The sequence below is a fragment of the Exiguobacterium sp. EA-TM-5 genome (assembly GCF_053878415.1).
In genome coordinates this window covers 2,985,658-3,011,051 of sequence record NZ_CM132670.1, presented here as the reverse complement: position 1 = coordinate 3,011,051, position 25,394 = coordinate 2,985,658, and the positions used below count along the sequence as shown (strand labels likewise).

Below are 25,394 nucleotides of genomic sequence, written 5' to 3'. Positions count from 1 at the left end.
CAGACATTGTGAAATGTTGAACAAAAGAAAGAGAGGTTTCTACGATGAACGAGGTAGAAGCATTAGAAGGATTACGGAATAAAGCAGTCAAGTCGACGCGTATGTTACAAGTGCGTCCTCTCGAGTACTTAGTTCGTGCTATGCTAGCAGGTATTTTCATTGGGTTTGCAATCATTTTTACCTTAAAGGCAATTAACGGTCTATATATGGCGGAGTCACCTGTTGCGACACTTGTCGGTGGACTAACATTCGGAGTGGCACTGGTCTTAATCGTTTATGGTGGGGCAGAACTGTTTACAGGGAATACGATGTATTTCACAACGGCAACGATGCGAGGCTATACGACGAAGATGGATACGATGAAGGTTTGGTTAATTTGTCTAATCGGAAATGGACTCGGAGGGCTAGCGTTCGCGCTACTCTTTTCTCAAACAGGAATCATACAAGAACTTGGGATGAACAATTGGTTGTTTGCTGTATCGGAAACAAAAATTCACCATTCGACGTGGGAAATATTTACACGAGCTATTTTCTGTAACTGGATGGTTTGTTTAGCGATTTTCATTCCAAAGAACATGAAGAATGAATTAGCGCAGATTATGATGATGATGGTACTGGTCGCAGTATTCTTTGCATCCGGATTTGATCACGTCATCGCCAATATGGCATTGTTCTCAATTGCTTTAATCGTGCCACATCCGGATACGATTACGTTTGCCGGAGCGATGCATAACCTGTTGCCAGCTTTAGCTGGTAACATTATCGGTGGAGCTGTCTTCATGGGAATGATCTATACGTGGCTGAACAAAGAAAAACTAGAGGTAGATGAATCACGTCAATCAACGACACCTGTTCATATTGCTTCGAAGCAAAATGCATAATCAAAAAGCAGCTGTCGCGACAGCTGCTTTTTTCGTTTATTCCATATGTTGAAAGCGATCGACATCTGCAGCCAGTTCTTCATAAATCGTTTCGACGATTTGTGCGTCATCGAAGAGCCCGAGGACGTTATCGTCCGGTAAGGCGTCAACAGGAGACGTGAAGTACAGAACAGCCGTCAACAACAATTGTTCCTGCTCCGTATGCATTTCGAATTTTTTCTGGTACAGAGCACGAAGCATTTCAAGCAATTGTTTTAATTGGAAATAGAGAACGAGCTCTACCTCGCGTTCGATATCCGAGCTTTCTGTAGACGCAATATCTTGCGTCAAGTGGGCAAGTCCGATTTCTGCTCGAACTAACAGTTCTTGTTGTGCTTTTTTATCACCGACGAGGTCGAGTGCCTGTCGATGAAAATACGTATAAGCCGATTTAAAATCTCCGGGTGTGAATTCCATGGTGATGCCTCCTTCTATTCTCCTTCTAGTTTCGCCTTATTTCTTGCAAAATTGCAACTATTTCGTGAAAATAAAGATACAAGAAAGGGGATTACATAATGCCGACACAAGCAGAATTACAACAGTACGCGTCTTTAGCAGTACGTACAGGAATTAATTTACAACCAGGACAACAACTCGAGGTACGAGCCGGAATCGAGAATTTGCCACTTGTCCGTGAAATCACGCGTGTCGCCTACGAAGTAGGTGCTACGCAAGTATATGTACAATGGTCTGATGATGAGATGACGAAAATTCGTTATTTCAATGCACCAGAAGAGTCGTTTGATACGTTCCCGGATTGGTTAAAGGCACGTTATGATCAACTGGCAGAAGAAAAGACAGCATTCTTATCAGTCGTTAGTGAAGATCCAGATTTATTGAATGGCGTTGATTCGAGTCGAATCACACGTGCGAATAAAGCGGCAGGTGTTGCTCTTGCTAATTGGCGGAAGTTCGTCATGAGTGACAATGTAAGCTGGTGCGTCGTAGCGGCACCATCTGAAAGCTGGGCGAAAAAAGTGTTCCCTGACTCAGAGAAGCCGGTCGATGAACTGTGGGCAGCTATTTTAAAGGCAACACGTGCCGATCAAGCAGATCCAGTTGCTGCATGGGCAGATCATGATCATAATCTACGTTCAAAAGCAAAATTCCTGACAGAGAAGAAATACAAAACATTACACTACACAGCTCCAGGGACAGAACTATCGATCGAATTACCAGAACGACATGTCTGGTTAGGTGGCGGTGGTCCGAATGCAGATGGTGTGGATTTCATCGCGAATTTACCGACAGAAGAAGTGTTCACGTTACCGAAAAAGACAGGCGTCAATGGTTACGTCTCTAGTACCAAACCACTCAGTTACAGCGGGAACTTGATTGACGAGTTTACGCTTTGGTTCGAAGATGGAAAAATCGTCAAAGCAGAAGCAAAACAAGGACAAGAAGCACTTGATGATTTGATTTCACTTGATGAAGGCGCCCGTTACTTAGGAGAGGTTGCGCTCGTACCACACCGTTCGCCAATTTCAGACTCGGGTATTTTATTCTACAATACACTGTTTGATGAAAATGCGTCATGCCACTTGGCAATTGGTCGGGCGTACTCGACGTGTCTCGAAAATGGTCCAAGCCTTTCAGCGGAAGAACTAGAAGCACAAGGAGCAAACGATTCGATGACTCATGTTGACTTCATGATTGGATCAGCAGAGCTATCGATCGAAGGAGAACTTGCAGACGGCACGCGTGAATCCGTCATGCGTGACGGAAGCTGGTCAATCTAAACGAACAAAAGGTGAGTCCGAATACGGAACTCACCTTTTGTATAAGATTATTGATTACGCTTCTTCACCGATGATTTTTACTTCTGTCTCAAGTAAAATACCGAATTTTTCTTGAACGGTTTCTTGTACATGACGAATGAGCGCGATATAGTCGGATGCTGATGCATTCTCGACGTTGACGATGAAACCAGCGTGTTTCTTTGAGACTTCAGCACCACCGATACGCGTTCCCTGTAAGTTACTATCTTGAATCAATTTACCTGCAAAATAGCCTTCGGGACGTTTGAAGACACTACCACAAGAAGGGTACTCGAGTGGTTGTTTTGTTTCCCGCTTATGCGTTAAATCATCCATGACTTCCTTGATTAGTGCTGGGTCACCTTCTGTTAAAGCAAATCGACCTTCGAGGACGATGTATTCTTTCTTTGAGAAGCAACTCGTCCGGTAACCCAGTTCGAGTTCATCATGCGAAATATTTAGCAGTTCGCCTTGTCGTGTCAAAACAGTCGCACTATGCAAGCAGTCTTTGACTTCACCGCCATATGCGCCTGCATTCATAATCAAGGCGCCACCAATCGTTCCTGGAATCCCGCAGGCGAATTCGAGCCCGCTGAGTTGGTGTGCGTAAGCCACACGAGAAGCTTCGATGATTGCTGCGCCACTTTGAGCGACGAGTTCATGTCCTTCGACCGAGATGTCAGTTAACTTCTCGAAAGAGAGGACAATACCACGAATACCGCCATCACGGACGACAAGATTCGATCCATTTCCAAGCAACGTCAATGGAATATCTTGTTCGTAAGCATATCGGACGACAAAAGCCGTTTCTTCATAAGAGGTCGGAATAATAAATAAATCTGCGATTCCACCCATTTTTGTATACGTATGATTTTTCAAAGGCTCATTAATTAGTACGGACTCTTTTGAAATTCCTTCATATAGTCCCGTCATTACTTGTTCAGTCATTATGGTCTCAGTCCTTTTCGTGAATTCCTATCCAGCGCTCATGCGCTCAAAATATATTTTAACATTAATCGTGTAGTCATTGTTCAACATACTGTTCCCAAAATACCGACTTATGCCGGGAATTGCAAGCAGTAGAGAGTGAATGTCATCGATTAGTAATGAAAAATGTCATACGTAGAGCATTGTCATGAAGAGGAATGAAGCGAAAAGAACTCGGGAAAAGAGAAGTATAAAAGGAGGCGATTTTGATGGAAAGTGAACGTTTATGGATGCGACCATTCGAAGAAGCAGATTTCGATTTTTATAAGTCGCTTGTCCAAAATGAGCGCGTCATGCGCTATATCAACGGTGGTGTTGCCTTAAGCGAAGAAGAAGCAAGAGAATGGTTTGAGCGGCAATTAGAGCGCTATTCGGACGAACGACAAACTGGATTTTTGCTGTTATTTAAAAAGGAAACGAACGAGCCGATTGGTTTCGCAGGTTTACTCATCCAAGAAGTCGATGGAATTGAAGAATTAGAAGTCGGTTATTGGCTCGAACCAAAGCATTGGAAAGTCGGTTATGGTCGTGAAGCGGCAAAGCACTTAATGCTGGAGGCATTCAATCGAGGGCATGATCGGATCATCTCCATCATTCATCCTGATAATCATGCTTCCCAAAATGTCGCACGAGCGAATGGGTTGAATTGGGAAAAAGATACGATTTTTAGAGATATACCTGTCACTATCTATGCAGGACAATTATCGCGACTTTATCGTCACTAAAAGAGGAGAGTTTTTATGTACGAATTTACGTTCGAGTCTTTTCATCACATGACACCAGATACATTGTATGCACTCTTGAAACTACGAACGGATATCTTTGTCGTCGAGCAGAACTGCGCTTATCCGGAATTAGATGATCAAGATCAACAGGCAACGCATCTGATTGTACGCGACGAGAGTGATCGAATTGTAGGATGCCTTCGGATGTATGAGCATTCGAAAAAAGGAACGGCGATTGGACGGGTAGCCGTTCATCGTTCTCATCGGTCTGTTGGATTGGCAAGACAAATGATGCAACGAGCAATGATTCATTTACAAGCAGAATCTGCGATCTACTTACAAGCACAAGCACACTTAGAAGGGTTTTACGGATCGTTTGGTTTCCGAACTGTATCCGAACCTTATTTAGAAGATGATATTCCTCATGTGGATATGCAGTTTCACGTAAAGGATTAAAAAAAAGACTTCACGTCGTCGTTGAATGAACCGATGAATAAGTAGAATGAACTTTTCTCGGAGGTGGATCAGTCATGAAGAAAGTGCTGGTCATTTGCGCTCTTAGTTTAATCGGTATCTTGTCTTTAGGGGTCGGCATTTCGTATGCCCAACTGCAAGGAAACTACCGTGATTCCGAACAAGAAATAATGAAGATTCTAGAGCGGCAACATGATTTATCGGCTTCCTCCTTTCTTGAAGTGCGCGCATCCTTTTCTTTGCAACATCGACAAATCATTCACGTTCGCCTTCGCGGCGAGCCAGCCATCACATATGAATTCATTCAACCAAAAGATGAAATCGAATATCATGGGTCTGTCGGAACAAGTGTTGAAAAGACAGGGAAACAAGATGCCGTCTTTCGAAACGCTTCTCTAAAAGTCGGTAAAAAATAAAAAATGGAGGATCTTCCTGAAACGACGGAAGATTCTCCATTTTTTGCTTTCAAGACGGTAGGATATTGCGTACACTACGAAGAGATACTGAAATGAGGAGGTCGAGGGAATCATGTGGAAACCCTTTACGAAAAACCAATCAATTGTACCGGCACTACAAGCCTTCAGGGAACTTGATGTCGAAGCATTTCGAATACATGTTGCCCAATTGAATGTTGTGGAACAACAAGCTTTACAGTTTATTAAACGATCATTAGAGCTAGATTCGCCTGCTCATTTACAATTAGCGCTTGAGATGAAACAACCACTCGTCGAAGTTGATCGTCTTTTCCAAACGCTCGTTACTTGTCAAAATCGTCACCAATTACTCGAGATGCTACTAGCATACGGTCTTGACGTCAATCAAGTCTATACACTCGAAGGGCATCGCTCCATCGTCCGGCAACCTCTTCACTTTCCGGTAGGTCTATATGCAGCGCGCCACGAAGAGTTATGGGCACTTGTTGCTGAAGAGTTAGATTTCACCTATACGATACAACTTCAACGCAGTGATCAATTCATGGAGACGCATGAATTAAATCTACTTGACCTCGTCTTATTACTCGATATCGAAGAAGAGTTGACGATTCGAGTGCTTGATCAGCTGTGCGAATGCAAGGCGACCGTTGGGCTTTCAGAACGATTACAACGCCCTGCTTCACCGTTGTTATTTAAGATAATTGAGATGGATGCTTATCTTCCGACATTTATCTACGCTAAACACTACTTTCCGTTCTATGCGTTAATTGGCCGGCAAACAACGCTATTTCCCTCTTTATTAAATCGTATAATGCAGGAATCTATTGCTTCTGAAGTGAATGAGGATGCATTGCTCGCCTTTCATAACTATCACCCTGGACTTGCCTTAAAACAGGGACATACTTATATCGAGCAATTATATGAAATGGGGTTATTGCTTCGTGATCAAGGTGGAGTAGATTTCAACCGAATCGATGCTGAATACGTCTTATCTGAATATGATGAAGTGATTAAGCGATTATGTCGTTAACGAATTAGTTGTAACTTGAAATGTATGCCAGTGAGAAAAAAGTTGAATATCACAAAATGTACTTCTTTGATAGAGCCTCAACACGTCTAAGTTTGTAGAAAAGAACAGTGTTTCGAATGTTTTGATATTTATTTTAAATAGTTTAGCTTGAAAGGTATCAAGAATCCGCCGACCGTATCCTTGATATCTCAATTCAGGCAAGCAAGTAATTTCAAGAAGACGAATCGAACGACCGTGTTTTTGAAAGAGAAGTGTACCAATTACTAATTGTTGATCATAAACCAAATAAGGTATCGTATTCGAATGTACCCATTGTTCTAGATGTTCAGAATGGTAAGGGAAAAGATACTCACATCCTTTAATGGAAGTGTTACGAAGTGTAAGATACTGTTCTTGATTACGGGCATGTATAGGTTGAAAACGCAGCGTAGCAACGCGATCATTTGAAATTCCGATTAATCGAAATTGTTCAGAAGAGAGAATGTAGCCAAGTGCTTTCCAAATGGATGATAATGCGCCATCTTGAGGCGGAACGATTTGTACTTTAATTTGTTTAGCACCCTGATAAATAAGATACTCATGTAAATATTTTGCAAGATGATAAAATGCGGAGATATTCGAGTAGGCACCATTCATCAGACAAACCATGTCATTTGTAATATGATAACTAAGCGTAGCATAGACGTGATCGTTTTTAAGATAAACAAATTGGTGATCTTCGAGTGGTTGAAAAAGAAAAGTATTTTGTGGCCACTGGTTATGTTGTAGAAGTTGATGAACGTATCGCTTTTGCCTACACGATAATTGACTATAAGGTACAATGAACAAATCATATTCCTCCTCTAGATAAATGAAATGGTCTTTATAACTATTATTTTACAGTAAATTAAAGGTAAATATATATTATTTTTAAAATGAAAAGTAGATGGATTATTTAAGAAAATGAGGTTAGTTGAATATGAAGTATATTTGGGTTGTGATTGGCTTATTATTTTTTTTTATCAGCGCAAACACAATAGTAGGAGAAGCTAAAGATTACGATGAATCAGTTACAAGTACATCAACGACATATGGCAATTATGGAACAAAAGATCATATCATCGTTGATCGAAAAGAACCGATCTATGAAGGATTCGATTCACCGAACGATATGGCGTTTTTATTTGCTTGTATCGCTTTACTGGCGACGGTTGGGCTTGGAATCGTCAATGCTTCTGATTGAGATGAATCTGCCCTAGACTATTAGAAATCAACAAAAAGTAAGTGGCGAGTACATCGTCACTTACTTTTTTTGTCCGTCACATATGACTAGGAAGAGAATGTTCCTAGAAATGAATTCGCTTTTTTCGACCGACACGTGCCATTCGTTCATGCTCTTGTTCGAGTCCAGCACGCTCGAGTAAATCGAGATAATAGCGAAAAGGAGTCGAACGATGTGAAAAGTATGGAATATACTCTGTGAAAAGCATCGTTTCTGCTCGTTCTAACGCTCGTAGTGAGATCAGGGCATGCAGTTCCGCGAAGCGAATTTCTTGATAGGTGGACAAAGCATCTGCATCGATCCGAACATGTGATTGTAGTTTTTTCGCATGCGTGTTCAGGCAGTTGATATACGCTTCTTGGTGTTCTGCTGTCTCGCAGTGTGCAAGTACAGCAAGCAGGAGATCACTTCGCTCGGTATCAACGTCCATCGGAACTTTTAAAGCCGTGTAAAGGGCACGATCCATCCACTCAATGCCATGACTATCCGTTTTGTAGTAGCCGACCAATTCTTGAAAAAAATCGACTTGCGAGACTTTTAATAATCGAAAGGGATCATTACTTAAAAATAAAGGTTCTTCCCCGGCAGCTGACGAAAGAAGAAAGAAAAATTCTTCAAAAGCAATTCGGGTTCCATTTTTACGATGAGCATAGTGGCGTAAATGCTTGAGCAGACGTTTCGCGGTGAGGTACCAGTTTTTTTGTTCGCGAAGCGGGACGATTGGATTTGGCTCAAGGTACTGCAAGTCGTATGCTAATTGAACGAACCGTTCCGTTTGAGCAATCGTCTGTTCGACGGTCGGTTGTTCCTGTTCTTTCTGTAAATCTTTGTACTTCATGAATTGTGTCAACATGGCGTCAAACTCTTTCTCTTCGATGACTTGTCTCGGGAGTTGACGATAGATTTCGACGATGATATCGCGAAGGGTCGTATCGCCATACTGTTCCAGTAAGAGCCGCAGTTTCCGTATTCTCATGATCGCCCTCCTTCGTCAAAAAAGCACAGTACAACACTATTCATTTCCCGCTTTTTTCATAAACCGAACCTCTTCATTTGCGCTTTTTAGTGAGGGACGACTATCTTAAATAAGAAAGCTATTTACAGAAGGGGACGATTACACATGAATGAAACGATTCAACATTTAATCAACCACCGGTCAATCCGGAAATTTAAGCAACATCAATTAGATGAAAAGACAATTGAAACACTGATCCAAGCCGCACAGGCTGCCTCAACATCTTCTTACCAGCAAGCGTATGCGATCATTGGTGTCGAAGACGAGGAATTGAAGCGCCAGTTGGTCGATGTCGCAAGTGGTCAACAATACGTGGCAGAAAACAGTTATTTCTTCGTCTTTTGTATGGATTATCATAAACATACGTTGGCGGCAGAACTAGCAGGAGGCGACGTAAGTCGGACGATCGAGACAACAGAGGCACTTGTTGTCGGTGCTGTCGATGCCGGACTAGCAGCCCAGAACTTAGTCGTAGCTGCTGAGTCACTCGGATACGGAACGGTCTATATCGGTTCCCTGCGAAATGATGCCCGTCGCGTCAGCGAATTGCTACATCTTCCGGACCATGTCGTACCATTGTTTGGAGTTGCCGTTGGTCTTCCGGATCAACAACCCGGTAAAAAACCCCGCCTTCCGATGGATGCGGTCTTCCACCGGAATACGTATACTGATGACGATACGATGCGTGAACTACTGACTCAATATGAAGAGTCGACGTCATCGTATTACGGAGAACGGACTGGTGGTCAACGGACAGAAGGGTGGGTCAAACAGATGGCTGCCTCGATGCACGAACCGAAACGGACGTATCTCCGCGATTTCTTGAAAGAGAAACAGATTGCAAAAGATTGATACGGAGGTATCTGAATGGCAGAACATCAACCACACCGCTCCCGCTTGGAGCGCCGACGCTTAGAGTTAGAAGAGCAGGCGAAAGAAGAAGAAGCATTCTCGTCGGAAGAACCAATCGCTCATGAACCATTCGAGAGACGACAGGAACCGGTGACGTATCATCGCTATGTCGAAGAGCAACCACGAGATCGAAAAAGTTCATCGCGTCGTTCCGGGAGCGGCGTACTCAAGCAGATGGGACAGATGATCGGTCGCGCTGGTTCACGGTTATTTGCTAGCCGAGAACGCTCGAGACGTTCGAGGACGGCTGACCGGTCAGAGCGATCCGTACAGACGAATGCTGATGTATCTTCGCGAGAAGCTCAGCCTAAAAAAATCAAGAAAAAACGTCGTTTTAAACGAAAGGTTATTGGACTATTCTTGCTACTACTGATTGCGTTCGTTCTTTTTGCATCCCAACCGTTTACGTTTTTACTGATTGGTAGTGATGCACGACCAGGGGAATCATTGCGTGGGTCACGTTCGGATTCGTTGTCGGTCATGCAATTCATTCCACTTTCTCGAACGATTCAATTGACATCGATTCCTCGAGATACGTATACACCAATTTCCTGTGAGAATGGAAAAAAAGACAAAATTACACATGCTTTTGCTTTTGGTGGCGAAGAGTGTACGCAAGAGGCTGTTTCTGGTCTACTCGATGAAGAAATTGATGGGAAGATCGTTATTTCCTTTGATAGTTTCATTGGATTAGTGGATCAAATCGGCGGAATCGACCTTGTCTCGACAGGAACATTCTCCGAGCAGGATGCGAGTGGGAAAGCAAATCAGTATTCATTCCAGAAAGGGAAGGAATACCATATGGATGGTGCAATGGCACTTGCCTATTCGAGACATCGAAAAACAGATAATGATGGAGCACGTGCAAATCGTCAGTCCGAAGTCATACAAGCTGTAGCGACACACTTATTGAAACCGACTGGGTGGTCAAAAATCCCAGCAGCGCATACGTATATGAAAGAAGAGATGAATCTCGATTTGAGTGTACGTGAGATGGCAACAGCAGGGTTATCTCTTGCCTTGATGTCAGAACGAAAACATTATGAAATTGAAGCAGTGAGTCAACGACTGAACGGAATTTTCTATGACCTACCGGATGAAAAGGCGTTGCAAGAACTACGGGACCGTCTCGATACGACATTCTATGGAACATTGAAGAACTGAAGTGGAGGGGTTTCTCATCGGTCATTGCGGGTATAAATTGATGTACGTTGCTCCTTTAGTGGATCGTTTAAGTGATGTCTGAAATCGATGATTTTCGGACACGACATCTTAACATTCCACGAAGGTGACTAACTTATCGAGGAGGGACCCCCCATATGAAAGTACTAGTCGTAGGTGCATCCGGTACGATTGGAGCGCGCGTCGTCAAATCACTTGCCAAGGGTCATCAGGTCACGGTCATCGTTCGTCACGAACATTTGGTGGAACGATTCGAAAAACTCGGTGTAAAGGCTCATTATGTCGACATCGAAACAGAACTCGAAAAAGTCATTGAGCACGGAGTCGCAGGACAGGATGCAGTCATTTGTGCGGCAACCGCAGGAGTAGATGGTGAAGCGACAGAAATTGAACTGCTGGATCGGACGGTTGCCTTAAAAACAATCGATGCAGCGAAAAAAGCGCGTGTCCGTCACTTTGTGTTATTGAGCGCTTATGGTGCAGATCGACCTGAGCAATTTAAGAAAGATGTCTATCCGTTCTATGCTGCTAAAAATGCTGCAGAAGAACAGATTGAACATAGTGGTTTGACGTATACGATTATTTGTCCCGTAGCCATCACAACAGGTGAAGGACGTGGTTTGATTGAAGCGGATGAAGATCTAAAGGATACGAAGGACGCGACGATTTCGGAAACGGATGTCGCATCGATCCTCGTTGCCTCTGTCGATAATCGATCGGTATTCAATCGACGTCTAGAAGTCAAGGAAGGAAAGACATCCTTGAATGAAGCTTTAGGTGGAGCAGAAGCAGTCGGTAGCGTCAAAGATAATCGTCAAGTCAAAAAACAACTACCACGTTTTAACTAACAGTTGAATCGTTTAAGAATTTAATCTTATAAATGAAGCGAACTCTTTTGGCATATGAGGCAGAAGAGTTCGCTTTTTTGTTGATAAAAGAAGAAGGACGAAAAGAGGAAGTCTGCTACACTAAACAAAGAAGGAGGGGATTAGATGTGAAAAAAACGCTAATCTATCTGATCCTAGCGATTGCGGTCATTGGTATTGCCTACCAAGGTTATCGTACATATGACGTAAAGCAGTCGAAAGTGGAACAACAACAAAAACAAGCATCGCAAGGTGGTCTAGAAGTCGGGATGAAAGCTCCGAATCTATCTTTGCGTCAAGAAGGAAAAACCATCGATCTAGACGAAATCAATCATGATGTCTTTGTCATTAATTTTTGGGCAACGTGGTGCCCGCCTTGCAAACAAGAGATTCCAGAACTAAATGCCTTTTCTCAACATACAGATATACCGGTCTACGGAATCAATGTCACGACATCAGAGCGACGTGTTTCGGATGTCGCAGATTTTCTGGAGCAGACACCTGTTGAATATCCTGTGTTATATGATCGGGAAGGAACGTCTGAGGATGCGTATCGCCTTGTAGCAATGCCAGCAACTTATGTATTAGACCAGAAAGGAACGATTCTCGCGAAACACGTCGGTCCTGTGACGGAACAGATGTTAAAAGAGATGGTGAAACGAACAGGAGGATGACGATGGAACTCCGATGCCGCAACTGCTCCTTTCAACTCGGTCAACTAGATGGGTGGCCAACGTTTCCTGCTCTCTTGACGCAAGGAGTCGAAGCGTTCATGACGGGTCTTCCTCTTTGGTTCGTCCCTTCGATGCATGAACCGATCCTACAACGGACGTATTTGGATGACTGGAATCGTTTTCGCTTAATTCAGCACTATCAGCTTCATCAAGAAGAATTAGCGGATGGGTGGGTACCACATCAATTGGATTTATATTATTGTCCGACATGCTCCCGGTTTTCGAATCGATTCTGGTGCGCATTGTTCTTGCAACTAGATGTCGTCGAGCCACGTTATGAATGTCCACATGATCAGACGGTGTTGGAACGAATCGAGATATCTGATATACACCACTTTCCTTGTCCATCTTGTTGCGATCACTCCCTATATGTTCGGAGATAAAGCAAAAAAGCCATTCGTTTCATGAGAGACTGATTAGAGAAAAATTTTCTCTATAGTCAATACATGATACAGAATGGCTTTTTATCGATCATCAACCCATTTGCCGAAACGAAAATGTTTGAAAGGAAGAGGGTGATGAATTGCTGACATCTAACGTATAAGTTGTACCGTCAAAGATAATCGTATCGCCTAATCGTGCTTCAGGTGGTAAATAACGTCGTGGAATGAAACTTGAACCGTTTTCCCACAGTAGGACAGCATATTTGCCATCAAGTCGCTCCAGCGTACCACGTTTGATCATATTAACTCCTCCCACAATTACATCGAAGTCATCCTTAGGTCGAACAGGGATGTACTCTCTCTCTATCATTCTCTGTAATTTTTATTCTTATGTTTGGTATATTCCCAGTTCGTTTCATCTTTACACATGATTCTTAAAAAAAACGTGATTTCAAGCCGTTTTCGTCTTAAATCTGACGTATTTAATAGGAATAAGGAAGGTAAAGGTCGGAAAAAAAGACCCGATATATCATATCGGATCTCTAATATGAGAATAGACTTAAGAAGCGAGGGACTGTTTCGTTTCGACTTTAGTAGGACGAAGAAAAGCAAGTAAGAACGTAAACAATGGTGAAAGAAGTAAAAAGAAGGCGAACGGAATGTATTCAGTTACCGGGACACCAAGAGTAGAAGCAAAGAATGCTCCAGAAACTCCCCACGGAATGAGTGGATTGACGAGTGTTCCACCGTCCTCGAGTGAACGAGAAAGGAAACGCGGATCAATCTGACGCTCTTCGAAAATTTTCTTGAATGCTTGACCCGGTAGCAAGATGGACAAGTATTGTTCCCCAGCCATCAAGTTAACACCGATCGATGATAAGGCAACCGATGAGATGATGCTACCATCGCGTTTCAATCGGGAAACCGTCCGTTCAATGACGACATCGATGACACCGATGCCACGCAAGACGCCACCGAAAGCAAGGGCGAGCATGACGAGTGAAACCGACCACATCATCGATTGCAATCCACCTTTAGTAATGATTGCCGTAACAGTCTTACTAGACGATTCTAATTTTAAACCATTCTGAATGACTGCCATCCAGTTCGAGATGCTCCAGTTTCCTTGTACGAGACCTGTTAATAGTAATCCACTCAACACACCTGCAATGAGTGTTGGGATGACAGGCATCTTACGTAGCGCTAACACCATGACGAGCAATGGTGAAAGCAATGTCCAAGGTGATAAGTCAAACAAACGAGCTAACTCTTGTTGTGTCGTTTGAACAGCAGATGAATCGACAGTACCACTACTACGTCCAAAGATGAAGAATAAGATGAACGTAATCGTGATAGCAGGAATCGTCGTTCCCATCATGAAACGAATATGATCAAATACGGAAACGTTAACGATTCCCGGTGCAAAATTCGTTGTGTCCGATAAGGGTGACATCTTATCTCCGAAACACGCACCACTGATGATTGCTCCTGCTGCAAGTGCCGGATTGACGCCTAGTGCAATCGCGATTCCCATTAAGGCAACACCGACCGTACCGATTGTTGTAAAAGAACTACCCGTAAAGGTCGAAACGACCATCGCGATCAGAAGCGCACTTGGAGCGAACCAAGTCGCTGAAAGTGTAGATAAACCAAAATGAAGAAGGGTCGGCACTGCGCCACTCATCATCCAGACCGCGATCGTCATACCGACGAGTAGCATGATCAAGATGGGTTTAATCGCTTCCCGAATACCTTGAATCATATGATGTTCGACGTCTTCGAACTTAAAACCACGGTAAACGGCATATCCTGAGACGAAAATAAGACTGGATAAGATGGCAAGATGCGGTTCGGCTTTGGCACCGAATAACGCGGACAATAAAATAATGATGCTGATTCCTAGGATAGCTGCGGATTCACGGAATGACATGCGCATGCTTCCACCTCCTTAAATGAATATGAAAGTATAATAGCTCTCTGTTGCTAACACGCTTTTATGCACAAAAGCATTGAACAAACGTAATACTAACGAATATTATGGATGGCGTCAACCATAAGCGTTTCTATAAAAAATATAAAAAATTATAAATGTGGCGATTTTTTGTCGTAAACGCTTTCTTTTTTCCTTCAAATCTTGCACAATAGGAAGTATCAAATGACATTTTTGTGAACGATGAGGAGGATACATATGTTTACACTGATTTTTGTGGTAGTCGTTGCGATTATGGGTGCAGGTGTATTTGGAATTGATCATCTCGTAGCGCAACGTGCTGAAAAGCGTTAAGCAGATAGAAGTAAAAGAAGCGTTGAAGGGACTGTCTTCTATAAGACAATCGCTTCAACGCTTCTTTTTTGTGTAAAAACTAATAAAAATTCAATTGACAGTATAAATATACATATGTTTAAATCGGTATAACATTCTTCGAAGGGGAGCGGACAGATATGAAATGCACCATTATTGGAGTAACAGGATATACCGGAATTGAGCTGATTCGGTTGTTAGAAGCACATCCTTCTTTTGAAATCGTCTGCTTAATGAGTGATTCGATGGCAGGTGAAGAGATGAATGACGTATTCCCATTCATGAATAAAAAAACATACTCATCCTTAACTTCTTTCTCAATAGGAAATCTTATAGAAACAGAAACAGAAATGGTCTTCTTAGCAACACCGAGCGGAATCTCAAAACAGTACCTAGAACAACTTCAAAACTGGTCCGGTTACATCATTGATTTAAGTGGTGATTTACGACTTCCGTCTGACATATATGCAACGTGGTACAACAAGGAACCAGTAGCTGTGGACATACAAAAAAAAGCAGCTTACGGATTACCGGAGTGGAATCGTCAAGCTGTCGCGGCAAGTAAATGGATTGCGAATCCGGGCTGTTACGCGACAGCAGTTTTGCTCGGACTGACACCATTCTTAAAAGAGAAAAAAGTCGATCCATCTCAAATCATCATTCAAGCTTCTTCTGGTCTAACGGGGGCTGGCAAAACGTTAACGGCACAAACGCATCATGTCCATTCCAGCGAAAACGTTCGTTTGTATAAAGTGAATCAGCATCAGCACATTCCGGAAATTGAGCAGGCGCTTTTCGAATGGACTGGATCATCGGATCCGATCACGTTCTCGACCCAACTACTACCGATCAATCGAGGAATTATGGCGATTATGACGGTCCAGCCGTTGATCGATTTATCGGAAGCGGAGTGGCGATCCTGGTTGATTGACCAGTATGCAACGGAACCATTCGTCCGAATCCAACAGGCTGATCCGGAAATCAAGTCCGTCGTCGGGAGTAATCACTGTGATTTGACCGTCTATAAGGATGATCGGACAGGGCGCGTGACCATCGTTTCAGTCATCGATAACATGCAAAAAGGAGCTGCCGGACAAGCCGTTCAAAATGCCAACATTTTAGCAGGATTTGATGAAATGTCTGGTCTGACCCAACAACCGATCTATATTTAAATACTTTGAGATGAAAGAGGAGGAACGCCTGTGTGGCAAGTACAAATAGAGACCCCATTGACGATCACGACACCGAAGGGATTTCAAGCTTCAGGGGTACACGTCGGGCTAAAGCGAAAGCGGAAGGATCTTGGCTTGATTTGGTGTGAGGAAGGCGCAAGTGCCGCAGCTGTCTATACGACGAATCAGGTGCAAGCAGCACCGATCACTGTGACGAAGCAAGCGTTACAGGCGTCACAAGGACACATTCATGCAGTCCTCGTCAACAGCGGAAATGCGAATGCCTGCACAGGAGAACTTGGTCTATCACATGCGTATACATCCCAACAAGCGTTAGCGACCCACTTCGGAATTGCTCCAGAACAAGTCGCGATTGCTTCAACAGGAATCATTGGTCAACCGTTAGCCATTGATACGTTACTGGCAGGTATTCCACAGCTGATACCTACAAATGACAAGGATGCCGCGAATGATTTTGCCCATGCGATCCTGACGACCGATACCGGTACGAAATCAGCTGGTCAACAATACATGCAAGGGGATGTTCAAATTTCAGTATGTGGCGTGGCGAAAGGGTCAGGGATGATTCACCCGAACATGGCAACGATGCTTGGGTTCTTGACGACCGATGCAACGATTGAACCGGATGTCTTACAGACACTATTACGCCGGACGATTCATCGGACGTTCAACTGCATTACCGTAGATGGTGACAGTTCGACGAATGACATGGTGATGATTTTAGCGAGCGGAGCTGCAGGAGGAGCAACGATCGTTGAAGGGACAGACGAAGCGTTAGCATTCGAACAGGCGATCGAAACGGTTTGCCAAGATTTAGCGAAACAGATTGCGCGGGACGGGGAAGGTGCGACGAAGTTGATCGAAGTGACGGTAGACGGAACACAAACTGATGAAGTAGCGCGGATGATCGCCAAACAAGTCGTCGGATCGTCTCTCGTCAAAACAGCCATCTTTGGGGAAGATGCGAACTGGGGACGAATCATCGCTGCAGTTGGCAGTATCAAGGAGCCGCTCGATGTCTCGAACGTTGATATCAAAATTGGCTCGCAGTGGGTGTTGCAACAGAGTATGCCTGTCTTATTCGATGAAACGGTTGCTTCGAAGGATTTGGCACAGCAGGACGTCCGGATTCATATCGATTTGCATGACGGTACAGGACAAGGACACGCCTATGGTTGTGACCTGACATACGATTACGTCAAAATCAATGCGAGTTATCGGACATGACGAAACGAAAAGTCATCAAACTAGGTGGTAGTGTCTGGGAACAACTTGATACACGATACTTTGAAGAATGGAAAGCATGGGTCGAAACAGGAAACGAACTATTGATCGTCCATGGCGGCGGACCACTTTTATCTGGTTACTGCGAACAAGAGGGCATCCAACCCGTGTTTCGGGACGGTGTACGTGTGACGACGGATGGTGTCTTACTTGGGGCAAGACGCATTCTCGCCGGTGAAGTTCAATCCGGTATCGTCCAACAATTGAATCAGGCAGGAATACCAGCGGTCGGGATGAGTGGTCTAGACGGTGCGAGTGTCCATGGTAAAAAAGTCAAAGGACTCGGGGCAGTCGGTCATATCACACACATTCATCCACGATTGTTCACGGTATTAAGTACGAATGGTTATGTGCCCGTCGTCACGTCTCTCGTTACAGGAGAACAAGGTGCCTTGAACAGTAACGGAGATGCATGTGCCATTGCAGTCGCAAAAGCTTGGTCCGTCGATCGATTCGAATTGTTGACGGATGTCGAGGGAGTAAAAGTAAACGGTGACTATCAATCGGAGATTACCTATGCAGCGATCGAGGCAGCAATAGCGTCCGGGGAAATTTACGGTGGGATGATTCCAAAAGTTGAAGCGATGATGCAGGCAGCGCAACATGGCATACCGGAAGTCATCATCCGATCGGGAAAAAACGTAGCGGCTATCGGGACACGAATCAAGGAGGAATTACATGAGCGCACTACTGCCCACTTATCAACGTACTAATGTGGAATTGGTCAAAGGACAAGGGTCGATCGTTGAGGATACGACAGGAAAAACATATCTCGATTTCATCATGGGGATTGCTGTTTGCAACACGGGGCATCGGCACCCTTATATTCAGCAACGACTAGAAGAACAATTGAATCAGATTTGGCATACGTCGAATCTATTTCAAATTGCGCAACAAGAGCGAGTAGCGCAGCGATTAACAGAAGACAGTCATCTCAGTCATGCCTTCTTTTGTAATAGTGGTGCGGAAGCGAACGAGGCGGCGTATAAACTTGTTCGAAAATGGACAGGGAAAACGGAGGTCATCACGTTCAAACAATCGTTCCATGGGCGAACGTTTGCGATGATGGGCGCGACAGGACAGGAGAAAATCAAAGCAGGATACGGAGAGATGGTGAATGGATTTAAACATTTACCATTTAACGATATGGAGAGTTTAGCAGAAATCACGGAACAAACAGCTGCCGTTTGGCTTGAAATCATTCAAGGAGAGGGTGGTGTCGTCGTTGCAGACGATACGTGGCTTGAGACATTGATGGAACAGGCGAGATTGTATGACGTCAAAATCATCGTCGACGAAGTACAAACGGGTATCGGTCGAACGGGATCTCGTTTTGCGTTTGAGCAGACACCACTAATACCAGATATCATCACTCTTGCGAAAGGACTTGGAAGTGGGCTTGCAGTCGGGGCATTACTCGCAACGGCAGAGGCGGCTGAAGTGTTTACGCCTGGTTCTCATGGCTCGACTTTCGGTGGGAATCCGCTTGCGATGACAGCTGCAGAAGCAACACTTGATCTTTTATTGAGTGAGGAAGTCATGGCGGATGTTCAAGAAAAAGGAGAATTTTTGCGCCAGCAATTGACACAAAGCTTACCAGATACGATTGTCCGCTCTGTTCGAGGGCGCGGTTTGATGATTGGCATCGAGTGTACGATTCCTGTTGCATCGCTCATTGACGCTTTACGCCAAGAGGGTCTTCTCGTCGTCTCGGCTGGTCCCTCTGTCATTCGTTTGCTGCCATCGCTGTTCGTAACAGAACAGGAACTCATGCAAGCGGTCGAAAAAATACAACTTGTTTGTCAACAGGAGGTTATCGTATGAAACAATCCGGAAAACTAACACTTGCGAACGGAACGACGTTTACCGGTTCGTGGCAAGGAACAGCACCTGTCAAAGGAGAAGTCGTTTTTTTCACAGGGATGACAGGATATCAGGAAGTCCTGACGGATCCGTCTTATCAGGGACAGATTCTCGTCTTCACGTACCCGTTGATTGGACAGTACGGCATACAAGTGGAGGCTTCAGAAAGCAAGCAGGTCCAAGTCGCTGGAGTCGTCGTCCAAACATTAGCAGAGGACGGGGAAGGGACATCACTTGCGAGTTGGTTAAGCGAAGCGAACGTTCCCATCCTGTCGGGAGTGGATACTCGTTCCCTTGTGCATCTGTTACGGACGGAGGGTGACCAGTTTGGTGACATGATGCAAGAAGACATGACATCCCTTGAGACTATAGACACAGCGTATATCGCCTCCGTCTCGACGACGTCAGATATCGAATACGTACCGGAAGTGGAACAAGGACATGTCGTCTGTATCGATTATGGTGTGAAGCAATCGATGATCGACGCCTTGCTTGAACGACATATGCGGATAACAGTCGTACCGTATGATACGACACCAGAACGGATTCAAGCGCTTGCACCGGATGGTCTTCTGTTTTCCAACGGACCCGGTAATCCGACACAACTCGATCCATTTCTTTCAGGAATCCGTGAACTAGCGACGAGCTATCCGACGCTCGGAATTTGTATGGGGCATCAAGTCCTCGCTCATGCGTTCGGCTGTACCTTATTAAAACAACATCATGGGCATCGTGGGGCAAATCATCCCGTTCGTCACTTAGCGTCTGGACAAGTGTTCATGACGTCTCAGAATCATGGGTATGCCGTTGATGCCAAAAGTATCACAACATCTGAAATGGAACTCGCGTACGAACATATCAATGATGGATCCGTCGAAGGATTGATTCATCCTACTTTACCAATCATGACAGTCCAATTTCATCCAGAAGCGAGTCCGGGACCGACAGAGGCGATGGTCGTCTTCGATCAATTCGTAAATACCGTATTACATCAGGAGGTAGCATATGTGGGATAAACAGAAAGTACTCGTCATCGGTTCGGGTCCGATCGTCATCGGGCAAGCAGCAGAATTTGATTATTCCGGCACACAAGCCTGTCAGGCGCTTCGAGAAGCGGGATGCGAGGTCATCTTAATGAATTCGAATCCGGCTACTATTATGACGGATCCGAGCACGGCAGATCATGTCTACATTGAGGCGATGACTCTTGAAAAAGCAACGGCTATCATCGAACAAGATCGACCATCACACCTTCTAGCGACGGTCGGTGGACAAACGGCACTCAATCTTGCAATGTCACTCGAAGAAGCAGGAGTGCTAGAACAATACGGTGTCGAACTTCTCGGAACGTCACTTGAGACAATCCGGGACGGCGAAGACCGTGAGCGATTCAAGCAAAAAATGATTGAACTGGCGCAACCACTTCCGGAAAGCCAAACGATCGAGTCGCTAGCAGAGCTTGAAGATTTCATGGCAGTGCATGGTGTACCACTCGTCATCCGCCCCGCCTTTACGCTCGGAGGAACGGGTGGTGGCATTGCCTTAACGAAAGATGAAGCCCGTCTGTTAGCACAAAACGGTCTACAAGCGAGTCCGATTTCACAGTGTCTGGTTGAAGTAAGTATCGCGGGTTATAAAGAAGTTGAATACGAAGTCATGCGTGACAGCGCAGATACGACGATCATCGTCTGTAATATGGAAAACATTGATCCCGTCGGCGTCCATACCGGAGACTCGGTCGTTTTTGCACCGATTCAATCGATTTCGGATCGGATGAATCAACAATTGCGCACGGAAGCTCGTAAAATCGTGTCGCATCTCGGTGTGATCGGTGGATGTAACATCCAGTTCGCGATCCACCCGACGGAAGAACGCTATTTCGTCATTGAAGTCAATCCACGTGTCAGTCGTTCTTCAGCACTTGCTTCAAAAGCGACCGGGTATCCGATCGCGAAATTAGCGACGCGTCTTGCGCTTGGCGAACGACTCGATGACTGCATCAATCCTGTTACGAAGGAAACCATGGCAAGCTTTGAACCGACGATGGATTACATCACGGCAAAAGTACCATGTTTCCCATTCGATTTGTTTGCTAGCAGTGACCGGACGCTTGGGACACAAATGAAGGCGACCGGTGAAAGCATGGCGATGGGAAAAACGCTAGAAGAAGCATTGCAAAAAGCATGGCGTGGTGCAGGAATCGAACAAGCTCCTCTTTATCCAACATGGATGAAAACAGCTGATATCAACGCGTTATGGGAAGAAGTGATGGCGCCGACAGATCGTCGATTGCTTGCAATGCTCGCGCTACTGGATCGCGAGGTGACGACCGTCGAAAAACTTGTCGAGCAGACGAAGGTGCAAGCCTTATTCGTCAAAGTACTCAAACGACTCGTCGATCAACAATTAAAAATCAAAACGACAGATATCTCTTCTATCAAAACTGCGAAGATGATGGGCTTCACGGACGAGCAGATTGCATTTTTGACAGGTGTCAGTTCTGTAGACATCGAGCACTTACGGAAAGAGCAAGGCATCACTCCTGTCTATCACATGATTGATACGTGCGCGGGAGAGTTCAAGAGCACAACCCCTTATTTCTACGGAAACTGGAGCGGACAGACGGAAGTCATGGCATCAACGAAAAAGAAAGTCGCTGTGATCGGTGCTGGACCGATTCGAATCGGTCAAGGGATCGAATTTGATTATTGTTCTGTTCACGCCGTGCGTGCGCTACAAGCATCCGGTTACGAAACGATCATGATCAACAATAATCCAGAGACGGTCTCGACCGACTTCGAAGTCGCGGATCGCTTGTATGTCGAGCCGTTGACACTCGAAGACGTCATACATGTGCTAGAAGCAGAAGAGTGCCAAGACGTATTAGTTCAGTTCGGAGGACAAACGGGGATTGCTCTTGCGGCGGGTCTTGAGCAAGCAGGCTATCACCTTCTTGGAACGACAGCAGATGTCATTGATCAGATGGAAGACCGTGAGCGGTTCTATCAATTTTTAGACGACATCGGTGTCGATCGAATTCCGGGACAAGAAGTCACGACACACGAGAAAATGACAGAAGTTGCAACAACAATCGGCTATCCTGTCATGATTCGTCCTTCTTATGTCATCGGAGGAAAAGGAATGCATATTATTCACAACCAACAGCAGTTAGAGGCAATCGCTTCAGAATTGTCATTCCCTGTCCTTGTGGATGCTTATCTTCAAGGAAAAGAAATCGAAGTCGATTGCATCACGAATGGAACAACGACGTATGTTCCAATTTTGATGGAACAATTGGAACGGGCAGGGGTTCACTCTGGAGACTCGACGATGATTTTACCACCCGTATCGCTCAGCGCTACTGTTCAAGACGAAGTAGCACGGATTGCACAGATGATCGGGCAACAGATGGCATACAAAGGAGCGTTTAATATTCAATTCGTCCTGCATCAAGACCAGGTCTACGTTCTTGAGATCAATCCACGGGCCTCTCGGACATTGCCAATCGTCGCAAAAGTAACGGGTCAACCGATTTTACAATGGGCAGTCCAAGCAGCAGCTGGACAAGCGATCGAACTACCGACGGAACAGACGAAACTTAATTTCCATGCCGTCAAGACACCTGTTTTTTCAACACTGAAACTACAAGGAGTCGATCCTAAAACCGGTCCCGTCATGCGTTCGACAGGTGAAACCCTTCAATGGACGACAGATGGATTCGCGTTAGAACGGTTTATCTTCGACGAGACGACGAAGCGTCATTTGACGACAAGAGACATGATCGTTGCGGGAGCAGATACAGAAGCATTCGGAATAGGCGTACCGTTAGATGAAACGATTGATTGGGCAAGTTGTGCCATCTTCTATTCACACGTAACAGAAGAAAAAGCGAGTCGCGCAGCAGCGCTGGCTGCTGGGGTACAAGTCTTAACAGAACCGGAACTAGCGCACTATCATTTACAAGCGACAGAACAGCAGCCTTATGCTGTGAAGCCACTTCATACATGGACACAACCAATCAAGGAGGAAGTGAAATGAAGACGATGCAACAACTGCAGCATTTTTTGACGATGGCGGAACTGACACCGGAAGCACTTACTGATTTATTGGTCCTCGCGAAAGATATCAAACAACAACCGAATAAGTATGAAGAGGTGTTGAAAAATAAAAAAGTAGCGCTCTTGTTTGAAAAGGCATCGACACGGACGCGTTTATCGTTTGAGGTGGGCGTCGTCGAACTAGGAGGGCATCCAATCGTTCTAAGTGGCGCGGATATGCAGATCGGACGGGGCGAGCCGCTCTCGGATACGATTCAAGTCATGAGCCGTTATGTCGATGCACTAATGATCCGGACATTCGGTCATGACATCGTCGAGACGCTTGCTACGCATGGCACGATTCCAATCATTAATGGACTGACGGATTTGCATCATCCTTGCCAAGTGCTCGCTGATTTGCTAACGATTGAAGAAACGTTTGGAACACGGGCTGGACAGGTTTTGACGTATATCGGAGATGGGAATAACATGGCGCATTCATTGATGATTGGTGGAGCACTCAGTGGTATGGAAATCCGGATCTGTACACCGGCGGCCTATGCTCCCGATCCACAAGTCGTTCATGAGGCACAGGTCATCGCAAAGGAGACAGGAGGGAACATTGTCGTCTTAACGAGTCCTGAAGAAGCAGCGAGTGGTGCTGACATCGTGTATACGGATGTCTTCGCGAGCATGGGACAAGAAGAAGAGGCGACGATGCGTCTTCAAGCATTTGAAGGATATCAGGTCAACGCACAGATCATGGATCAAGCAAATGACGCAGCTATCTTCCTGCATTGCCTGCCCGCACATCGGGGAGAAGAAGTCACGGCAGATGTCATCGATGGCAAACAGTCTGTCATCTTTGATCAGGCTGAGAATCGTCTTCATGCACAAAAAGCGTTACTCGTCACATTACTTGGATAATCACAAAGACTCGGTCGTCTATATTTAGCGACCGAGTCTTTTCGTTTGAGAGAAGTTAATCATAATGGCGTCGGGCTAATCGTTCTTCCTGTTCTCGTTTGACTTGTCGCTTATTTTTTTCGTGCAGGCGTTTCATGAAAGAGGTTGTTTGCCAAGAAGGAGCCCAGTCGGATTCTTTTCCGGCACGGAGTGCAAGAATATAATCATAGCTTTGATGAAGTCGTTCAATCATCTCCGTTCGGACGTCACAAATATGACCGTGTCCGGGGATCAACAGTTTGACTTCATATTCGTAAATGAACGATTCGAGTAACTCGAGCGTCGTCAAATACTCAGCGGAATCATGTTCAATCAAGGGGATTTCAACGTCGGAAGCGTAATCACCACAGACTAATAAGTGGAGTGGCATGACGATGAAGGAAAGATGGGTCGCTTCATGACCGGGCGTCAAGAAGAAAATCAGTTTCGTTTGACCGATTGTCAACGTCGTCTCCGATTCATGGATGACATGCGTCACGTCTGGAAAGAGAACGGGAGAGTCGATGTAAAATTCATCGTTGAAGTCTTGAACGGCTTGGAGTGCTTCCTGTCGGTCGACATCGATGAACGGTTTAGAAGCGATGACGATGGCATCCGTAAAGGCATAGGCACCTAAAATATGATCAAAATGAGCATGCGTATAGACGATGTATAATGGTCGTTCACGACGCACAATTTCGACGTCTCGACGAATCGTTGCAATCTCATCGGGTAACCAGCCAGGGTTGACGACGATCAGACAATCAGGCGTCTCGATCAATGTTGATGTCGTTTTCATGAGTGTACTTTGATAAATCGTTACGCCGGGCATTTTCATCTGAATCATACGAATCCTCCTTTACGAATCTCTATCTATATCGTTGTATACCCATAAATTCGCTGGAATCATCAGCAGAACAAATAAAAAAGACGACTCGCACGTCGCGAGTCGCCTGCCCTCTAGAGGGAAATGGTCCTAGACCTATGTTATGTCATAATTGGAGCGGGTGAAGAGAATCGAACTCTCGTCATCAGCTTGGAAGGCTGAGGTTTTACCATTAAACTACACCCGCGTATTGGCTACATGAAA

Annotated in this window: 26 protein-coding genes and 1 tRNA gene; 19 read left to right on the top strand and 8 right to left on the bottom strand. The window is 45.0% G+C overall.

Going from position 1 to position 25,394, the window contains the following annotated elements; genetic code table 11:
• The first annotated feature begins 44 nt into the window (after positions 1–44).
• The gene (locus ACV3PA_RS15800) at positions 45–881 is read left to right on the top strand and encodes a formate/nitrite transporter family protein (protein ID WP_053452267.1); all 837 of its coding nucleotides are present in this window, start codon (positions 45–47) and stop codon (positions 879–881) included.
• Positions 882–917: 36 nt separating this feature from the next.
• On the opposite strand, the gene ACV3PA_RS15795 is transcribed toward ACV3PA_RS15800, so the two are convergent.
• Entirely contained in the window at positions 918–1,337 is a 420-nt protein-coding gene (locus ACV3PA_RS15795; protein WP_456125196.1) for a YkvA family protein, read from the bottom strand.
• Positions 1,338–1,435: 98 nt separating this feature from the next.
• On the opposite strand from ACV3PA_RS15795, the gene ACV3PA_RS15790 reads away from it, so the two are divergent.
• Complete coding sequence (locus tag ACV3PA_RS15790) at positions 1,436–2,659, top strand: aminopeptidase (RefSeq protein ID WP_053452265.1); 1,224 nt, start codon at positions 1,436–1,438, stop codon at positions 2,657–2,659.
• 54 nt (positions 2,660–2,713) lie between these two features.
• Here the strand turns inward: ACV3PA_RS15790 and murB are convergent, their stop codons facing one another.
• Entirely contained in the window at positions 2,714–3,625 is a 912-nt protein-coding gene (gene murB / locus ACV3PA_RS15785; RefSeq protein ID WP_456125195.1) for a UDP-N-acetylmuramate dehydrogenase, read from the bottom strand.
• Positions 3,626–3,873: 248 nt separating this feature from the next.
• Between murB and ACV3PA_RS15780 the strand changes: the two genes are divergently transcribed.
• From ACV3PA_RS15780 to ACV3PA_RS15765, 4 genes are all read left to right on the top strand, one after another.
• Entirely contained in the window at positions 3,874–4,389 is a 516-nt protein-coding gene (locus tag ACV3PA_RS15780) for a GNAT family N-acetyltransferase (RefSeq protein WP_053452263.1), read from the top strand.
• Positions 4,390–4,404: 15 nt separating this feature from the next.
• Positions 4,405–4,845 carry a GNAT family N-acetyltransferase gene (locus ACV3PA_RS15775; RefSeq protein ID WP_053452262.1) on the top strand — a complete coding sequence of 147 codons (441 nt, stop codon included), beginning with the start codon at positions 4,405–4,407 and terminating at the stop codon, positions 4,843–4,845.
• A gap of 74 nt (positions 4,846–4,919) precedes the next feature.
• A complete protein-coding gene (locus ACV3PA_RS15770; protein WP_053452261.1) occupies positions 4,920–5,279 on the top strand; it encodes a hypothetical protein in 360 nt (119 codons plus the stop codon).
• A 112-nt stretch (positions 5,280–5,391) separates the two neighbouring features.
• Positions 5,392–6,327, top strand: a complete 936-nt coding sequence (locus tag ACV3PA_RS15765) for a hypothetical protein (RefSeq protein WP_053452260.1) — start codon at positions 5,392–5,394, stop codon at positions 6,325–6,327.
• Here the strand turns inward: ACV3PA_RS15765 and ACV3PA_RS15760 are convergent.
• Entirely contained in the window at positions 6,316–7,155 is an 840-nt protein-coding gene (locus ACV3PA_RS15760; protein ID WP_053452259.1) for a GNAT family N-acetyltransferase, read from the bottom strand. The genes ACV3PA_RS15765 and ACV3PA_RS15760 overlap by 12 nt on opposite strands.
• A gap of 130 nt (positions 7,156–7,285) precedes the next feature.
• Here ACV3PA_RS15760 and ACV3PA_RS15755 point away from each other — a divergent pair, with 130 nt between their 5' ends.
• Positions 7,286–7,549 (top strand): hypothetical protein, encoded by a 264-nt coding sequence (locus tag ACV3PA_RS15755; protein ID WP_053452258.1) that lies wholly within the window; start codon positions 7,286–7,288, stop codon positions 7,547–7,549.
• Positions 7,550–7,652: 103 nt separating this feature from the next.
• On the opposite strand, the gene ACV3PA_RS15750 is transcribed toward ACV3PA_RS15755, so the two are convergent.
• Entirely contained in the window at positions 7,653–8,564 is a 912-nt protein-coding gene (locus ACV3PA_RS15750; protein ID WP_456125194.1) for a hypothetical protein, read from the bottom strand.
• A gap of 144 nt (positions 8,565–8,708) precedes the next feature.
• Here ACV3PA_RS15750 and nfsA point away from each other — a divergent pair, with 144 nt between their 5' ends.
• From nfsA to ACV3PA_RS15725, 5 genes are all read left to right on the top strand, one after another.
• The gene (gene nfsA, locus ACV3PA_RS15745; protein WP_456125193.1) at positions 8,709–9,455 is read left to right on the top strand and encodes an oxygen-insensitive NADPH nitroreductase; all 747 of its coding nucleotides are present in this window, start codon (positions 8,709–8,711) and stop codon (positions 9,453–9,455) included.
• Between the two features lie 15 nt (positions 9,456–9,470).
• The gene (locus ACV3PA_RS15740) at positions 9,471–10,679 is read left to right on the top strand and encodes an LCP family protein (RefSeq protein WP_053452255.1); all 1,209 of its coding nucleotides are present in this window, start codon (positions 9,471–9,473) and stop codon (positions 10,677–10,679) included.
• Between the two features lie 155 nt (positions 10,680–10,834).
• Positions 10,835–11,545: an NAD(P)H-binding protein gene (locus tag ACV3PA_RS15735; RefSeq protein ID WP_023467211.1), complete on the top strand. Its 711-nt coding sequence runs from the start codon at positions 10,835–10,837 to the stop codon at positions 11,543–11,545.
• Positions 11,546–11,691: 146 nt separating this feature from the next.
• On the top strand, positions 11,692–12,237 hold the full coding sequence (locus tag ACV3PA_RS15730; RefSeq protein ID WP_456125192.1) for a TlpA family protein disulfide reductase: 546 nt from the start codon (positions 11,692–11,694) through the stop codon (positions 12,235–12,237).
• A 2-nt stretch (positions 12,238–12,239) separates the two neighbouring features.
• Positions 12,240–12,680, top strand: a complete 441-nt coding sequence (locus ACV3PA_RS15725; RefSeq protein ID WP_456125190.1) for a hypothetical protein — start codon at positions 12,240–12,242, stop codon at positions 12,678–12,680.
• 91 nt (positions 12,681–12,771) lie between these two features.
• Here the strand turns inward: ACV3PA_RS15725 and ACV3PA_RS15720 are convergent, their stop codons facing one another.
• Together ACV3PA_RS15720 and nhaC are read right to left on the bottom strand one after the other, a co-directional pair.
• Positions 12,772–12,981 (bottom strand): DUF3006 domain-containing protein, encoded by a 210-nt coding sequence (locus tag ACV3PA_RS15720; protein WP_023467214.1) that lies wholly within the window; start codon positions 12,979–12,981, stop codon positions 12,772–12,774.
• Positions 12,982–13,239: 258 nt separating this feature from the next.
• Entirely contained in the window at positions 13,240–14,616 is a 1,377-nt protein-coding gene (gene nhaC, locus ACV3PA_RS15715; RefSeq protein ID WP_456125189.1) for a Na+/H+ antiporter NhaC, read from the bottom strand.
• Positions 14,617–15,122: 506 nt separating this feature from the next.
• On the opposite strand from nhaC, the gene argC reads away from it, so the two are divergent.
• From argC to argF, 7 genes are read left to right on the top strand one after another with little or no spacing between them, the layout of a single operon-like run.
• Positions 15,123–16,154: an N-acetyl-gamma-glutamyl-phosphate reductase gene (gene argC, locus ACV3PA_RS15710; protein ID WP_456125188.1), complete on the top strand. Its 1,032-nt coding sequence runs from the start codon at positions 15,123–15,125 to the stop codon at positions 16,152–16,154.
• Positions 16,155–16,184: 30 nt separating this feature from the next.
• Positions 16,185–17,402, top strand: coding sequence for a bifunctional glutamate N-acetyltransferase/amino-acid acetyltransferase ArgJ (gene argJ, locus ACV3PA_RS15705; protein ID WP_053452250.1), 1,218 nt, complete (start codon positions 16,185–16,187; stop codon positions 17,400–17,402).
• Positions 17,399–18,172: an acetylglutamate kinase gene (gene argB, locus ACV3PA_RS15700; protein WP_456125187.1), complete on the top strand. Its 774-nt coding sequence runs from the start codon at positions 17,399–17,401 to the stop codon at positions 18,170–18,172. Before argJ ends, argB begins: the two co-directional genes overlap by 4 nt.
• Entirely contained in the window at positions 18,138–19,283 is a 1,146-nt protein-coding gene (locus ACV3PA_RS15695; protein ID WP_053452248.1) for an acetylornithine transaminase, read from the top strand. The genes argB and ACV3PA_RS15695 overlap by 35 nt, the downstream gene beginning before the upstream one ends.
• Positions 19,280–20,338, top strand: a complete 1,059-nt coding sequence (locus tag ACV3PA_RS15690; RefSeq protein WP_053452247.1) for a carbamoyl phosphate synthase small subunit — start codon at positions 19,280–19,282, stop codon at positions 20,336–20,338. The genes ACV3PA_RS15695 and ACV3PA_RS15690 overlap by 4 nt, the downstream gene beginning before the upstream one ends.
• The gene (gene carB, locus ACV3PA_RS15685) at positions 20,328–23,360 is read left to right on the top strand and encodes a carbamoyl-phosphate synthase (glutamine-hydrolyzing) large subunit (RefSeq protein WP_082318483.1); all 3,033 of its coding nucleotides are present in this window, start codon (positions 20,328–20,330) and stop codon (positions 23,358–23,360) included. Before ACV3PA_RS15690 ends, carB begins: the two co-directional genes overlap by 11 nt.
• Entirely contained in the window at positions 23,357–24,286 is a 930-nt protein-coding gene (gene argF, locus ACV3PA_RS15680) for an ornithine carbamoyltransferase (RefSeq protein WP_053452246.1), read from the top strand. Before carB ends, argF begins: the two co-directional genes overlap by 4 nt.
• Before the next feature lie 55 nt (positions 24,287–24,341).
• Here the strand turns inward: argF and ACV3PA_RS15675 are convergent, their stop codons facing one another.
• Complete coding sequence (locus ACV3PA_RS15675; protein WP_456125186.1) at positions 24,342–25,151, bottom strand: MBL fold metallo-hydrolase; 810 nt, start codon at positions 25,149–25,151, stop codon at positions 24,342–24,344.
• 152 nt (positions 25,152–25,303) lie between these two features.
• Positions 25,304–25,377: transfer RNA gene (locus ACV3PA_RS15670), tRNA-Gly, on the bottom strand.
• Positions 25,378–25,394: the final 17 nt, after the last annotated feature.

What these genes read in the sequence shown, in the direction of transcription:
- ACV3PA_RS15800 (WP_053452267.1), top strand. Translation starts at nt 45, where the DNA reads ATGAACGAGGTAGAAGCATTAGAAGGATTACGGAATAAAGCAGTCAAG.
- ACV3PA_RS15795 (WP_456125196.1), bottom strand. Translation starts at nt 1,337, where the DNA reads ATGGAATTCACACCCGGAGATTTTAAATCGGCTTATACGTATTTTCAT.
- ACV3PA_RS15790 (WP_053452265.1), top strand. Translation starts at nt 1,436, where the DNA reads ATGCCGACACAAGCAGAATTACAACAGTACGCGTCTTTAGCAGTACGT.
- murB (WP_456125195.1), bottom strand. Translation starts at nt 3,625, where the DNA reads ATGACTGAACAAGTAATGACGGGACTATATGAAGGAATTTCAAAAGAG.
- ACV3PA_RS15780 (WP_053452263.1), top strand. Translation starts at nt 3,874, where the DNA reads ATGGAAAGTGAACGTTTATGGATGCGACCATTCGAAGAAGCAGATTTC.
- ACV3PA_RS15775 (WP_053452262.1), top strand. Translation starts at nt 4,405, where the DNA reads ATGTACGAATTTACGTTCGAGTCTTTTCATCACATGACACCAGATACA.
- ACV3PA_RS15770 (WP_053452261.1), top strand. Translation starts at nt 4,920, where the DNA reads ATGAAGAAAGTGCTGGTCATTTGCGCTCTTAGTTTAATCGGTATCTTG.
- ACV3PA_RS15765 (WP_053452260.1), top strand. Translation starts at nt 5,392, where the DNA reads ATGTGGAAACCCTTTACGAAAAACCAATCAATTGTACCGGCACTACAA.
- ACV3PA_RS15755 (WP_053452258.1), top strand. Translation starts at nt 7,286, where the DNA reads ATGAAGTATATTTGGGTTGTGATTGGCTTATTATTTTTTTTTATCAGC.
- ACV3PA_RS15750 (WP_456125194.1), bottom strand. Translation starts at nt 8,564, where the DNA reads ATGAGAATACGGAAACTGCGGCTCTTACTGGAACAGTATGGCGATACG.
- nfsA (WP_456125193.1), top strand. Translation starts at nt 8,709, where the DNA reads ATGAATGAAACGATTCAACATTTAATCAACCACCGGTCAATCCGGAAA.
- ACV3PA_RS15740 (WP_053452255.1), top strand. Translation starts at nt 9,471, where the DNA reads ATGGCAGAACATCAACCACACCGCTCCCGCTTGGAGCGCCGACGCTTA.
- ACV3PA_RS15735 (WP_023467211.1), top strand. Translation starts at nt 10,835, where the DNA reads ATGAAAGTACTAGTCGTAGGTGCATCCGGTACGATTGGAGCGCGCGTC.
- ACV3PA_RS15725 (WP_456125190.1), top strand. Translation starts at nt 12,240, where the DNA reads ATGGAACTCCGATGCCGCAACTGCTCCTTTCAACTCGGTCAACTAGAT.
- ACV3PA_RS15720 (WP_023467214.1), bottom strand. Translation starts at nt 12,981, where the DNA reads ATGATCAAACGTGGTACGCTGGAGCGACTTGATGGCAAATATGCTGTC.
- nhaC (WP_456125189.1), bottom strand. Translation starts at nt 14,616, where the DNA reads ATGCGCATGTCATTCCGTGAATCCGCAGCTATCCTAGGAATCAGCATC.
- argC (WP_456125188.1), top strand. Translation starts at nt 15,123, where the DNA reads ATGAAATGCACCATTATTGGAGTAACAGGATATACCGGAATTGAGCTG.
- argB (WP_456125187.1), top strand. Translation starts at nt 17,399, where the DNA reads ATGACGAAACGAAAAGTCATCAAACTAGGTGGTAGTGTCTGGGAACAA.
- ACV3PA_RS15695 (WP_053452248.1), top strand. Translation starts at nt 18,138, where the DNA reads ATGAGCGCACTACTGCCCACTTATCAACGTACTAATGTGGAATTGGTC.
- ACV3PA_RS15690 (WP_053452247.1), top strand. Translation starts at nt 19,280, where the DNA reads ATGAAACAATCCGGAAAACTAACACTTGCGAACGGAACGACGTTTACC.
- carB (WP_082318483.1), top strand. Translation starts at nt 20,328, where the DNA reads ATGTGGGATAAACAGAAAGTACTCGTCATCGGTTCGGGTCCGATCGTC.
- argF (WP_053452246.1), top strand. Translation starts at nt 23,357, where the DNA reads ATGAAGACGATGCAACAACTGCAGCATTTTTTGACGATGGCGGAACTG.
- ACV3PA_RS15675 (WP_456125186.1), bottom strand. Translation starts at nt 25,151, where the DNA reads ATGATTCAGATGAAAATGCCCGGCGTAACGATTTATCAAAGTACACTC.